12 protein-coding genes are annotated in these 12750 nt (G+C 64.1%); 5 read left to right on the top strand and 7 right to left on the bottom strand.

The window, feature by feature from the left end; all coding sequences use genetic code 11:
- The first annotated feature begins 5 nt into the window (after window positions 1-5).
- Entirely contained in the window at window positions 6-1031 is a 1026-nt protein-coding gene (locus ABZ293_RS35320; protein WP_355187931.1) for an alpha/beta hydrolase, read from the top strand.
- 208 nt (window positions 1032-1239) lie between these two features.
- Window positions 1240-1704, top strand: coding sequence for an SRPBCC family protein (locus ABZ293_RS35315; protein ID WP_355187929.1), 465 nt, complete (start codon window positions 1240-1242; stop codon window positions 1702-1704).
- Between the two features lie 79 nt (window positions 1705-1783).
- Here ABZ293_RS35315 and ABZ293_RS35310 read toward each other — a convergent pair whose 3' ends face one another.
- The 7 genes from ABZ293_RS35310 to ABZ293_RS35280 all read right to left on the bottom strand — a co-directional run bounded on the left by ABZ293_RS35310 (window position 1784) and on the right by ABZ293_RS35280 (window position 8794).
- Window positions 1784-2233, bottom strand: coding sequence for a hypothetical protein (locus tag ABZ293_RS35310; RefSeq protein ID WP_355187927.1), 450 nt, complete (start codon window positions 2231-2233; stop codon window positions 1784-1786).
- 294 nt (window positions 2234-2527) lie between these two features.
- Window positions 2528-4003, bottom strand: a complete 1476-nt coding sequence (locus ABZ293_RS35305; RefSeq protein WP_355187925.1) for an NAD(P)/FAD-dependent oxidoreductase — start codon at window positions 4001-4003, stop codon at window positions 2528-2530.
- A gap of 166 nt (window positions 4004-4169) precedes the next feature.
- Entirely contained in the window at window positions 4170-4802 is a 633-nt protein-coding gene (locus ABZ293_RS35300) for a hypothetical protein (protein ID WP_354955290.1), read from the bottom strand.
- Window positions 4803-4924: 122 nt separating this feature from the next.
- Window positions 4925-5056 (bottom strand): hypothetical protein, encoded by a 132-nt coding sequence (locus ABZ293_RS35295; RefSeq protein ID WP_355187923.1) that lies wholly within the window; start codon window positions 5054-5056, stop codon window positions 4925-4927.
- Window positions 5057-5313: 257 nt separating this feature from the next.
- Window positions 5314-6255, bottom strand: coding sequence for a formylglycine-generating enzyme family protein (locus tag ABZ293_RS35290; RefSeq protein ID WP_355187921.1), 942 nt, complete (start codon window positions 6253-6255; stop codon window positions 5314-5316).
- A gap of 12 nt (window positions 6256-6267) precedes the next feature.
- On the bottom strand, window positions 6268-8619 hold the full coding sequence (locus ABZ293_RS35285) for an arylsulfatase (RefSeq protein ID WP_355187919.1): 2352 nt from the start codon (window positions 8617-8619) through the stop codon (window positions 6268-6270).
- 13 nt (window positions 8620-8632) lie between these two features.
- On the bottom strand, window positions 8633-8794 hold the full coding sequence (locus ABZ293_RS35280; protein ID WP_355187917.1) for a hypothetical protein: 162 nt from the start codon (window positions 8792-8794) through the stop codon (window positions 8633-8635).
- 543 nt (window positions 8795-9337) lie between these two features.
- Between ABZ293_RS35280 and ABZ293_RS35275 the strand changes: the two genes are divergently transcribed.
- The 3 genes from ABZ293_RS35275 (at window position 9338) to katG (ending at window position 12694) form a co-directional block, all read left to right on the top strand.
- Complete coding sequence (locus tag ABZ293_RS35275; RefSeq protein ID WP_355187915.1) at window positions 9338-9853, top strand: endonuclease VII domain-containing protein; 516 nt, start codon at window positions 9338-9340, stop codon at window positions 9851-9853.
- A gap of 120 nt (window positions 9854-9973) precedes the next feature.
- Window positions 9974-10423 carry a Fur family transcriptional regulator gene (locus tag ABZ293_RS35270; RefSeq protein WP_354957851.1) on the top strand — a complete coding sequence of 150 codons (450 nt, stop codon included), beginning with the start codon at window positions 9974-9976 and terminating at the stop codon, window positions 10421-10423.
- A 39-nt stretch (window positions 10424-10462) separates the two neighbouring features.
- The gene (gene katG / locus ABZ293_RS35265; RefSeq protein ID WP_355187913.1) at window positions 10463-12694 is read left to right on the top strand and encodes a catalase/peroxidase HPI; all 2232 of its coding nucleotides are present in this window, start codon (window positions 10463-10465) and stop codon (window positions 12692-12694) included.
- The last annotated feature ends 56 nt before the right edge of the window (window positions 12695-12750 follow it).

The raw sequence follows: 12750 nt of genomic DNA, 5'->3' as shown, positions 1-12750 counted from the left end.
AATTCATGATCATCGCAGCCCGGCTGTCGTCGCGCCGCTTCCTCCGATCTGCCGGTGCGCTGGCGGCCGTCGCGTTCGTCCTCCTGCTCACGATGGGGACCGCGGCCTGCTCCACGACAACCCCCGCCGTCGCCCCTTACGCCGCCGCCACGCACGGGGATCCCCAGTTCGAGAACGCTTTCCGGCACGAGTTCGCCGACGTCGATGGTGTCCGTATGCACTATGTGACCGGCGGTAACGGCACACCGGTGGTGCTGATCCACGGTTGGCCCCAGACCTGGTACGGCTGGTGGCCGATCATGCCCGCGCTCGCCGAACATCACACCGTTTATGCCGTCGACCTGCCTGGGCTGGGCGACAGCACCGGTTCACCGACCGGCTATGACAAGGCCACCCTGGCGCGGTACGTGCATGCCCTGATCGCTGACCGGCTCGGGGTGCGGGACGCGCGGGTCGTCGGGCATGACTTCGGCGCCGCGGTCGCGTTCGAGTATGCCGCCCAGTTCCCTGCCGATACCGCGCGTCTGGGCTACCTCGACCTGCCGCTGCCCGGGCCGGCGATCGATGCACGTACCTACCGCTCGCTGAGTTGGCATATCGCCTTCCATTCCCAGCGGCGGGTCCCCGAAGCGGTCGTCGGTGACCATGTCCGCGAGTACCTGGGCATGTTCTATCCTCAGGTTTCCTTCGGCGGCACGGCATTCGGTGGCACCTCGGATCGGTCCCCGTTCACCGACACCGACATCGACGAATTCGCACGTACTTACAGCCGGCCCGAGGTCCTGGCGGGCGGCTTCGAGCTCTACCGCGCTCTGGACACCGACGTCCGCGACACCATAGCCGCAGCACCGACACCTGTCCCGACCCTGGTCATGAGCGCCCAAGGGCAACTCGACGCGATCCGAGGCACTGTCTCTCCACGCCTGACCAACATCGTGCGAGCCGTGGACGTCCCGCACGCGGGGCACTGGCTCGTCGAGGAGAATCCCCAGTTCGTCACGGCGGAACTCGAGCACTTCCTCGACGGATGACCGCTGGCTCGCTCGGTGTTGAATCGGACTGGGCCTCAGTGATCGAATTCGCCTCCGCCGCAGCGGTAGCCGTTCCCCGAGGCCCAGTCGGCTCGGCGCCCAGAGCGTCCGGCCGAAGCCGCCGAAGACTAGGAAACATCTTGTCCCCCGACGCATCTCGGTCTCACTGTGCAGATCGCGTCGACCGAATACGCAGGAAGGATACGACGTGCCGCATTACCGAGTACGTTCCACAACCTCGGCTCCCGTCAGCGCGGTGTGGGGTTTGCTGATCGATGGCCGCAGCTGGCCCCGGTGGTCCTCCGGGCTGGACGAACTGGTCGAGGAACGCTCCAGCGGCCTCGATTCACGCGGCCACGACGGCATCGGCGCGGTTCGAGCGTTCCGCACCGGCCGGGTCGTCACCGGTGAGCGACTGACAGAACTCGCGCAGGATCGGCTCCTCGCGTACGAGGACGCCTTCAACTTCGCCATGAAGGACTACCGCGCCGTCGTCGAACTGGAACCGACTCCCACGGACGGAACGACCATCATCTGGCGCGGCACCTGGCGTATGCGACCCGGGATCGGCTGGACCATGCCCTTCGTCCTTCCCCGGGTGATGCAGCGCATGGCCGACGACCTCGCCGACTACGCAGCCACCGCGGCGGGGCCGCACACCCCCCGACCGTGACCAGCGTCGCCCGGGCGACAGGTCCAGCCGGGAAACCGGCCGTGCGAACCCCAGCGACCGGCTGGCACGGTGCGGTGGATCAGTCCTTGCCCTGCCGGAAACTGAGTCGGGATCTGCGCAGACCGCTGAACGCATAGCCGGCCGCCCATACCGAAATCACAATCAGCACAACGAACATCGGTAGCCAGCTGTCCTTATGATGATCGACGCTCCACCACACCCCCGTAAACAGAATCGCGCAGATGAACAGCAGGATGTCGCGCAAGCTGCCGCGATAGGAGCCGGCCGCTCTGCGCAGCGGCCGGTATCGGTTGACGGTCGCAACCAGGTCGTCGATGCGACTATCAATGCTCTGTTGCAGTTCGGCTCGCCGCTGCACCTGCTCCGGAGGTAGGTGGTCCAACAGTTCCATATCCTGCTTGATCGCCTTGCGGATATCCGGGCCCCTCAGATATCCCGCCGCTGCACCGAGAGCCACTCCACCGGCGATGGGCGCAATCCCCACGGCAAGGTCGGCCAAAGCGGGCATGCTTACGTCTCCTTAGCCTCGATCCGTGCAGGTAATCTGGCTGTCGAGATGTCCTGAAAACGAGAAAGTGCCTTCTGAACTGGGATGATTGCTCACGCAAGAATCAAGACCAGGACAGGCGGACACTTTCGGTGCGATTGTTGCACAGGTCCGCCGGGCACTCGGCGAGGTTCGACGACGACAACCTCACGTCGGTAGCCGGGCTGGTCCCGGTGCCGAAATTGTCCGAGCAGACCGGCCTGACCAGCTGCGAGGTGACCACTGGCCATGCGGCAGCCGCGCCACACCGGTGCCTTACCCTCCGGTGCGCACCAGCTCGTAGTCACGGGCATCGAAATGGGTCCGCTTGTCGTACTCGCTCATCCGGCCCGGCCAGTTCGTCGTCACCCGTCCACTCGCCTCGCGATACCAGCTGGTGCACTTGGTCCACACCGTATGTTCGAGCCGCCCCTGGATCTCCTCGTCGAAGCGGGCCTCCACCTCCGGCCGCACCGACAGATAACCGCGCACACCACGCAGATGCTCGACCGCCTGGCGCACGTAACGCGCCTGCCGCTCGTGCATATAGATGATCGAACCCGCACCGAGATTGGTATTCGGCCCGTACATGATGAACATATTCGGGAAATCCGGCACGGTCAGTCCCTGGTAGGCGCGCGCACCACCCGACCACACCTCGCTCAGCTCCTTGCCGCCGATTCCGCGAATCGCCATGGGCGCCAAGAACTGCGTGGCATTGAAGCCGGTGCAGTAGACGATGACATCGACCTCGTAGAGCGCGCCGTCCTCGGTGCGCACACCGGTCGCGGTGATCTCGGCGATGCGCGAGGTCTCCACGTGCACATTCGGCTGCGCCACCGCCGGGTAGTAGTTGCTCGCCATCAGTCCGCGTTTGCACCCGGCCGCATAATCCGGTGTCATCTTGGCCAGCAGTTCGGGATCGGAGATCTGCGCCGCGCGATGCCGGTTCGCCCATCCGGAGATCACCTCCGCGATGCGTCCGTTGCCTTCCAACCCGGAGGTCACCAGCTCGTAGAACGCATACCAGCCCAACCGCTCGGCGCGCTGGATCACCGGGAACTTCTTGCCGATCGACAGTTTGTCCAGTGCATTGAGCTTCGGTGGCGCGTAATAGCTTTCGATCTTCGGGATGATCCACGGCGCCGACCGCTGGAATACCGTCAACTGGCCGACCATGGGCTGAATCGCCGGAATGATCTGAATGGCGCTGGCACCGGTGCCGATGATCGCGACCCGCTTGCCGGTCAGCTCGACATCGTGATCCCACCGCGCGGAATGGAACGCATCCCCACCGAAGGAATCCATGCCCGAAATGCTCGGCCACACCGGACGCGACAACTGACCGACCGCGGGCACGAACACATCCGCCTCGAGCACCTCACCGTCGGTCGTGCGCACCTGCCACACGCCACGATCGGCGTCGAAGTCGGCCGAGGCTACCTCCACACCGAAACGCATGTGCTTGTCCAGGTCGTAGCGCCGCGCGACATCACGCATATACGCAAGGATGTCGGGTTGTTCGGCGAACCGCTTGGGCCAGTGCGCATTCGGGGCGAAGGAGAACGAATACAGGTCCGACGGTGCGTCACAGGCCGCGCCCGGATAGGTATTGTCCCGCCAGACTCCGCCGAGTCCGTCGGCCTTATCGATGATGGTGTACGCGTCGTAACCGTGGCGCTCGAGCTCGAGCGCGGCCGCGAGACCGCCGAAGCCGGCGCCGACGATGAGCACAGACGGAGTGCTAGTCATGTCGATAACTGTATGAACGCCGACACAGTTGCCGAGAGAGCGCCGCGGCCACAAAATCGACATTTTCGGCCATAGCCGTCCCGCGCATCAGACGGACTTCGGCATCACGGCAGGGCAGGACCTCGGATTCCTGCGCGGCGATCACAAAGGGCCCGAAAGACCGCGGTCACGACGCGACCGGGACGACATCCGGCTCAACCTTTCGATCGGCATGGAATCCCGGAAGATACCGATCGACGAACGGTATCAACACCTGGATCAACGGCCCGATCCCGAACGCGTACACCACGGTCCCCACACCGACACTGCCACCCAATAGCCAGCCGGTCGCCAACACCGACACCTCGATCCCGGTCCGCACCAACCGAACCGACCATCCCGTCCGTCGAACCAGTCCGGTCATCAGTCCATCACGCGGTCCCGGCCCCATGCCCGCACCGATGTAGAGCACCGTAGCCACCGCATTCAAAACCACCGCGGCACCCATAGCGCCGATCCGCACCGGCAGCACATCCCACACCGGCAGCATCCACAACCCGATATCGACCGATACCCCGATGACCACGACATTGCTCACCGTCCCCAGACCGGGCCACTGCCGCAATGGAATCCACGCCAACAGCACCGCGACTCCGGTGACCGCGGTCACCGCACCGAAACTGATCGGCACATGCCCGGCCACCCCCTGGTGGAACACATCCCAGGGATCCAACCCGAGCCCAGCCCGAATCATCACCGCCATCGAAAACCCGTACAGCCACAACCCGACATAGAGCGCCACCAACCGCCGAACCAACATCAGCCCAGCATGCCGAGAACTGGCCTCTCGAAACAGAGCCAATTGCCGATCACTGGCCTCGCTACCGGCTCGCGTAAGAGAACCAATTCCGACCCGACCGCTACCCAGCGGGGCCTCGGCTTCTACACCGTGCGCGGCACGGAAATGGTCTCCCAGCGCATTTGCTCCATCGTCCAAGTGCCGCACAGGAACGCGGCGCCATCGACCGATACGATCCCCGACCCGTCGCGGAACTGCTTGCCCGGCTGGCGCATTCGGTGATGCTCACCCCACAGACCGGTATCGACTTCGTTTCAGCCGGTGACATTCGCTGCGATCGGCATGCGGGTCAGCAAGCCGGTGGCCTGCACCATCGAGTTCTCCAACCGGTGCGTCATGGAACACGCCGCCCAATTCATCTACAAGATCTGAGCCCCCGATCGGCCGCCTCAGGGCTCACCTTCGACGCTGAGGCCCAGCTCGGAGTCGCCGCGGCGCGAGCAGCTCCCGCCAGCGCGCAAGCACCGGCTTCTCACGAATCCCCGTCGCGCACCACGCAGCGGAACCCGAGATGGCAGGTGGCGGTGTCCTCGGCCTGGCCTTGCCGGGCGGCGGGCCGGTAGCGCAGACAGTAGTTGGCCGCACACAGAAAGGAGCCACCCTTGATGACGCGCCGCGGAAAGCGTTGGGCCGCTTCGGATTCAGGCGTGTCCACGCGCGGATTGCGCGGCGCACAGCAGGATGGGCCCGGGTGCTGTGCGCGGAAGTAGTCCACGGTCCACTCCCACACGTTGCCGGTCATGTCATAGAGACCGTGACCATTGGGGGAGTAGGTGCCGACCACCGTGGTGCCCGGTCTCGGTGTCTGTCCTCGGCCGGGAAAGAACTGCCATGGGAAGGCGCCCACCCAGATATTGGCCATGCGCCTGCCCGTGGGTTCGAACTCGTCACCCCAGGCAAAGGTGGCCCCGTCCAGCCCGCCCCGGGCGGCATACTCCCACTCGGCCTCGGTCGGTAGTTGTTTGCCCGCCCACGACGCGTAGGCCTCGGCATCCTCGTATGCGATCTGGGTGACCGGATGGCGATCGAGTCCATCCAACGTCCCGACGGGCCCGCGCGGGTGACGCCAATTCGCCCCCGGCGCATACCACCACCAGCGCCGCCAATCGTCCAACGGCACCGGATGCCCGGTGGGCCGGAACACCAGCCCACCGGGTACCAGATTCTGCGGCTCCGCATCCGGATAATCCTCGGCCGCCAGCGGACATTCAGCGACCGTGACATATCCGGTCTGCTTCACGAAGCGCCGGAACGCAGCATTGGTCACCGGATGCGGATCGATCCAGAACGAATCGACCCACACCCGATGCACCGGACGCTCCTCGGGGAAGAACTCCGCCGACCCCATCTCGAAGTCGCCACCCGATATCCGGACCATGCCACGCCGCACATCCGCGCGGCTCCCAGTAGCCATGGACACCTCGCCTCAGTCGCGCGAAAATGCTGCGGCCGCAGCCATTTCCAGATCCTCATACGGCTTTCCGGACACATCCGCGACCACCTGATGCATGGTTCCGCCGGTGAACGGGAACGGCGAGTGGTAGCGCGCGGAAACCGACTGACCGCTGTCTCGACCGACACAGACTCCTTCCCCCACACCGGAGAAGGTGATGGGCTGGGTGCGCATGTCATCGAGTGAGCCCACCGCGCTGTCGTCGATGTACAAGATGGCCTCACCGGTGGGCGTGAAGTTATCGGACCGGGTGCCGTGCCGTTCGTACCGAACCCCAAGGATGTGATCGCCGAGCGGTACCGGACGGTCGGAGACGATGATCTGCTCTTCGTCGCCGAGGAAGTTGTAGATGTAGTACAAGCGCCCGTCCTGCAGGAACAGCGTGTGCCCACCGAGACGCCCGCCATGGGCGAAGAGCACTCCCTGCGCATCGGGACTGGTGATCGTCGTCTCGGCGAGCAGCGCGAACGAGCGCCCATGGATCTCCAGCGCCGCACCCGGTCCCACCTCGGCGCTGCCCGGATAGTAGACGAAATTGTCCCTATCGGTGGCGTAGGTCGGACGGTAGCGGGTCAAGGCGGAGATGATGTCGAGGTCGTTGAGCGGCATTCCGTTGTACTTCGCGGCCTCGGAGAACCACAGCGCCTTCATCTCCTCCAGCTTCTCCGGATGAGCGTCGGCCAGGTCGTGCATCTGACTGCGGTCCTGCTCGATATGGAACAGTTCCCAGCGGTCCTTGTCGAAATGTCCCCAGCCGGACGGACAGGCCGCGTGAACGGTGTCGGCGAACCATCCGCGATGCCAGATGCCACGCGTGCCCAGCATCGAATAGAACTGCGTGTGCTTGCCGACATCGGCATTCGCGTCATCGAGCAGCGCCCGGAAACTCACGCCCTCCAAGGGACGCTGCGCCACATGCTTCACGGTGTCCGGGGGAGTGATGCCGAGCAGTTCATAGACGGTGGGGGTGATATCGCAGACATTGAGGTACTGGTTGCGCACCTCCCCGCGCGCCGCCATCCCGGCGGGCCAGCACATGATGCACGGGTCGGCGATGCCACCTTCGTGCGAGGCATACCGCTTGTACAGCTTGTACGGGGTGTTGAAGGCCATCGCCCAGCCGATGCTGTAGTGGTTGTAGGTGGTCGGTGAACCCAGCGCGTCGAGCTTCACCAAACTGTCCTCGATAGTGTCGATGTAGCCGTTGAAGAACTTCATCTCGTTCACCGAACCATTCGGACCGCCCTCGCCGCTGGCGCCGTTGTCGGAGAAGGTGACGATGATGGTGTTGTCCAGCTGGCCGCTTTCCTCGAGGTAATCCAGCAATCGACCGATCTGCGCATCGGTGTAGGACAGGAATCCGGCGAACACCTCCGCCTGCCGCCGGAACAGCCGCTTCTCATCCTCCGACAGCGAATCCCACGCGCGCACCGTGTCCTGCGCCGGCCACGGCTTGCCATCCGCGCTGGTGGCCGTCGAATACGGGTTCATCGGCGACAATTCGGTGTTCTCCGGTACCAGACCCATGCGCTTCTGGTTCTCCAGGACGATCTCGCGATACTTCTCATAGCCCATGTCGAACCGGCCGCGGTACTTATCGGCCCATTCCTGAGCGACGTGGTGCGGCGCATGCCCGCACCCCGGGCACAGGTACATGAACCAGGGCTTGTTGGGGGCGATCACCCTTGCGTCGCGAATGAACTCGATCGACTTGTCGGCCAGATCCTTCGACAGGTGATATCCGTCCTCCGGTGCGTACGGCTGCGAGATCGGATGGTTGTCGTACACCAGATTCGGATACCACTGGTCGGCCTCGCCGCCGAGGAAACCATAGAACCGATCGAACCCACGTCCCAGCGGCCAATGCCGCTTCGAGGCCGCCAGATTCTCCTCCTCCAGCGGAGTCATATGCCACTTGCCGACCGCGTACGTATTCCACCCGCGTTCGGCGAGAACCTCTGAGCACAGCGCGGTTTCAGCCGGTATGCGACCACACATGCCTGGGAAGCCATCGGTGAATTCCTCGATGGTCGCCATACCGACCGAGGTAGCATTCCGACCGGTCAGCAGGGAGGCACGACTCGGTGAACACAGCGCGGTGGTGTGGAACTGGGTGAACCGGACACCAAGATCGGCGATGCGCTTCATATTCGGCATATCGACCAGACCGCCATAGCAGTCCCAGGTACCGATCCCAATGTCGTCCCACACCAGATACAGCACATTCGGCGCACCCTGCGGTGCCGTCGGCTCCGCATAAGGCCCCCAGTCGGGCACCGAATCACGAATATCGAGCGCGATATGTCCGTCGAATTTCTTCGCCATCATCCACCTCCAGCTACCAGAGCTGTTCGTTCACCGTTGTCATCCTGTCGTCCGGGTTGCGGACCTCATGCCGTGCGCACGCCGACAACTGCGGCCGTCCGGCCGGAATGGACACTCCCACCTGCGGGGATACCGCGGCGAAGTTCAGGTGTTCGAGCCGACGCGCGATGGCCACACCACTACTGGACCAATGTTCAGAAAACCGCTGATCAGCACCTTTTGTACCCATAAAGAGTACCGACCGGAAGGGATTCCCAGAAGGAGTCGAATGGCAGGCTCCCGGCATCACAGGCGCACCGATCGACCGACGCGTCGCCGAATACCGAAGATCCGCCCGATAACCAGAAATCAACCGATTCCGACGCAATCCAGCCAACCCTCGACACCGCTTAAATCGTCACTGTGACGTTTGGGGGGGTCGTGCGGAGATTCAGGGGAGCAGGGCCAGAGCGCCTATACATCAAAGATTGAGCTGATTCGATATTTATCCGTCAAAATTCGAGTTTCGCCGGAATATTTACATTGGAGAGGTCGTGAACCTTACGCCGACTGCGCGAATGAAACGCACACTTCCGCACACAGCAGTCGGCAGGGCGGCCCGGCGCTCGGCGAGCTGAAGCCCGAAACGTGATACATACCAACGACATACAAGCAGAGCCCCCCACTCCCAGCACCCCCTTTACAACGCCGATAATCAACACTATGTCAAGTAAAGTCCATGTCGGTGGCTGCTGACAGACTCCGCGTTGTGACTCCAACTCCCGATTCGGAGTTGATCCGCTGCTCTCCCCTGATTGGGTGCGGTCAGCTCAAATCCCGCAAGCAGATGGCTCAGCCAGGTCCGAAATCCCCGCTGTGCAATACCTGCTACCAACGAGCTCGACGAGAGCGCCAAGGCCCGGCGGAGATTCGACGCGCCAATCTGTGGGCCAAATACCGGATCACACCGGAACAATATGACCGCTTCCGGGCTGACCAGCAGTTCCGCTGCGGCATATGCGGTGCCAAGGAAGCCGACATCGACCTATCGAAGGTTGGCGGCCGTCCCTGCAAGGATGGTCGAACACTGTTCAAGGTCCCCCTTGCCGTCGACCACGATCACACCACCGGCGCGGTACGCGGACTCCTGTGCCCACCATGCAATGCGGGTCTCGGTGCGTTCGGCGATGATCCGGATCGGCTTCGTTCTGCAATCGCTTACCTCACGGCAATCGTCAGATCTCCCGGTGGCTGATCGGTGGATTTGTTGGTTCGACAGAGTCGGTGTGGGTGGTGGGGGCGGGTGGTTGTGGGATCGTCTCGAGGTTTTGCGAAAGCCTCCCGACGGAGACTTGAATGAGTCATACTTCTGAATGTGTCCACGACTTCGGAATTCGAGCGGATGTTGCGTGGAGCCGCGCTACGCGTGACGGCGCCGCGGGTGGCCGTGCTGACCGCCGTGCACGAGCATCCGCACTCCGATACGGACTCGATCCTCGGCCGCGTGCGCGACACCCTCGGCGCGGTATCTCATCAGGCCGTATACGACGTACTGCGCGCACTCACCGCCGCGGGGCTGATCCGGCGCATCCAACCGATGGGGTCGGTCGCGCGTTACGAGACACGGGTCGGCGATAACCACCACCACGTCGTCTGCCGATCATGCGGCGTCATCGCCGATGTCGATTGCGCTGTCGGCGAGGCGCCGTGCCTGACCGCCTCGCACGACAACGGTTTCGTTCTCGATGAGGCCGAGGTCATCTACTGGGGTCTGTGCCCCGACTGCAAGACCAAGACACCACCCCTGTCCGGATCACAGCCGTGATCACAGCCCGTTTCACTCACTCCCCCGAAAGGAATTGCCGTGCCTGAGGAACATCCGCCCATCGGAGAAGCTAATACGGAACCCACCGCCGGTGGTTGCCCCGTTATGTCCGGTCGGCTCAAGTCCCCGGCCGAGGGCGGAAGCAGCAACCGTGAATGGTGGCCGAACCAGCTCAATCTCAAAATCCTGCAGAAGAATCCGGCCGTAGCCAACCCCATGGGCGCGGACTTCGACTACGCCGCGGAATTCAAAACCCTCGATCTGGCTGCCGTGAAGGCCGACATCGTGGAGGTGATGACCACCTCGCAGGACTGGTGGCCCGCCGACTACGGCCACTACGGACCGTTGTTCATCCGGATGGCCTGGCATGCCGCGGGCACCTACCGCATCAACGACGGCCGCGGCGGTGCCGGTGCCGGCATGCAGCGGTTCGCGCCGCTGAACAGTTGGCCCGATAACGCCAGCCTGGACAAGGCACGTCGCCTGCTGTGGCCGGTCAAGCAGAAGTACGGCAAGAAGTTGTCCTGGGCCGACCTGATCGTCTACGCGGGCAATGTGGCCCTGGAGGACATGGGCTTCGAAACCTTCGGCTTCGGCGGTGGCCGCGTCGACCAGTGGGAGCCCGAGGAGGACGTCTACTGGGGTCCCGAGCACACCTGGCTCGGCGACGAACGCTACACCGGCACAAGGGATCTCGAGAATCCGCTGGCCGCGGTCCAGATGGGTCTGATCTACGTGAATCCGGAAGGCCCCAACGGCAATCCGGATCCCCAACTGGCGGCCATCGACATCCGTGAGACGTTCCGCCGCATGGCCATGAACGATGTCGAGACCGCGGCACTCATCGTCGGCGGCCACACCTTCGGCAAGACCCACGGCGCGGGCGACGCCGACCTCGTCGGCCCCGAGCCCGAGGCCGCGCCGCTCGAAGAGCAGGGCCTCGGCTGGAAGAGCGCCTTCGGCACCGGTGTCGGCAAGGACGCGATCACCAGTGGCCTGGAGGGTACCTGGACGCCCACCCCGACCAAGTGGGACAACAGCTTCCTCGAGACCCTGTACGGCTACGAGTGGGAGAAGACCAAGTCCCCCGCCGGTGCCTGGCAGTACATCCCCAAGGATGGCGCAGGAGCGGGCACCGTGGCCGACGCCCACGACCCGTCGAAGTCGCATCCCCCGGTGATGCTGACGACGGACCTCTCGCTGCGAGTCGATCCCGTCTACGAGCAGATCACCCGCCGCTGGCTCGACCACCCCGAAGAGCTCACCGAGGAATTCTCCAAGGCGTGGTACAAGCTGACCCACCGCGACATGGGTCCCAAGGTCCGTTACCTCGGACCGGAGGTTCCGGAGCAGACCCTGCTGTGGCAGGACCCCGTCCCCGCCGCTGACTACGACCTCATCGGAGCGGCCGATATCGCCGCGCTGAAGAGCCAGATCCTGGCCTCGGGTCTGACTGTCGCCCAACTCGTTTCGACCACATGGGCGGCGGCCGCGTCGTTCCGCGGCAGCGATAAGCGCGGCGGCGCCAACGGCGGACGCATCCGTCTGCAGCCGCAGAGCGGGTGGGAGGCCAACAACCCCGACGAACTCGCACAGATGGTGCGCACCCTGGAGGGCATCCAAGAGTCCTTCAACTCCGCACAGACCGGCAACACCCGGGTGTCGTTCGCCGATCTCGTGGTGCTCGGCGGCGCCGCGGCCATCGAGCAGGCCGCCAAGAACGCCGGATACGACATCGAGGTGGCGTTCACACCGGGACGTACCGATGCCACCCAGGAGCAGACCGATGTGGAGTCCTTCTCCGCACTCGAGCCCACGGCCGATGGCTTCCGCAACTACCTGGGCAAGGGCAGCCGCGTCCCGGCCGAATACCTGCTCATCGACCGGGCGAACCTGCTGACCCTCAGCGCTCCGGAGCTGACGGTCCTCATCGGTGGTCTGCGCGTGCTCGGCGCGAACCACAACCAGTCGCCGCTGGGCGTGTTCACCTCGACTCCCGGGGCGTTGACCAACGACTTCTTCGTGAACCTGCTGGACATGAACACGAAGTGGGAGCCGGCCTCGTCCGACGACGAGACCTACGAGGGTAAGGATCGCGCCACCGGTGCGGTCAAGTGGACCGGCAGCCGCGTCGACCTGGTCTTCGGGTCGAATTCGCAGCTGCGCGCACTCGCGGAGGTCTACGCGACCGACGACGCGAAGGAGAAGTTCGTCAAGGACTTCATCGCCGCATGGGTCAAGGGGCCGGAATCGAGGTCGGGGCGGATGTAGTCGGGGTTTTGGGGGTCTTCTACGGCGGCTGCTACGTCGAAGACGGCGTCGAAAAT

It is taken from the genome of Nocardia sp. NPDC005998, assembly GCF_040614395.1.
GTDB lineage: Bacteria > Actinomycetota > Actinomycetes > Mycobacteriales > Mycobacteriaceae > Nocardia.
This window is presented reverse-complemented; position numbering and strand designations above follow the sequence as displayed.

What these genes read in the sequence shown, in the direction of transcription:
- ABZ293_RS35275 (WP_355187915.1), top strand. Translation starts at nt 9,338, where the DNA reads ATGTCGGTGGCTGCTGACAGACTCCGCGTTGTGACTCCAACTCCCGAT.
- ABZ293_RS35300 (WP_354955290.1), bottom strand. Translation starts at nt 4,802, where the DNA reads ATGTTGGTTCGGCGGTTGGTGGCGCTCTATGTCGGGTTGTGGCTGTAC.
- ABZ293_RS35320 (WP_355187931.1), top strand. Translation starts at nt 6, where the DNA reads ATGATCATCGCAGCCCGGCTGTCGTCGCGCCGCTTCCTCCGATCTGCC.
- ABZ293_RS35310 (WP_355187927.1), bottom strand. Translation starts at nt 2,233, where the DNA reads ATGCCCGCTTTGGCCGACCTTGCCGTGGGGATTGCGCCCATCGCCGGT.
- ABZ293_RS35290 (WP_355187921.1), bottom strand. Translation starts at nt 6,255, where the DNA reads ATGGCTACTGGGAGCCGCGCGGATGTGCGGCGTGGCATGGTCCGGATA.
- ABZ293_RS35295 (WP_355187923.1), bottom strand. Translation starts at nt 5,056, where the DNA reads ATGCGCCAGCCGGGCAAGCAGTTCCGCGACGGGTCGGGGATCGTATCG.
- ABZ293_RS35305 (WP_355187925.1), bottom strand. Translation starts at nt 4,003, where the DNA reads ATGACTAGCACTCCGTCTGTGCTCATCGTCGGCGCCGGCTTCGGCGGT.
- ABZ293_RS35285 (WP_355187919.1), bottom strand. Translation starts at nt 8,619, where the DNA reads ATGGCGAAGAAATTCGACGGACATATCGCGCTCGATATTCGTGATTCG.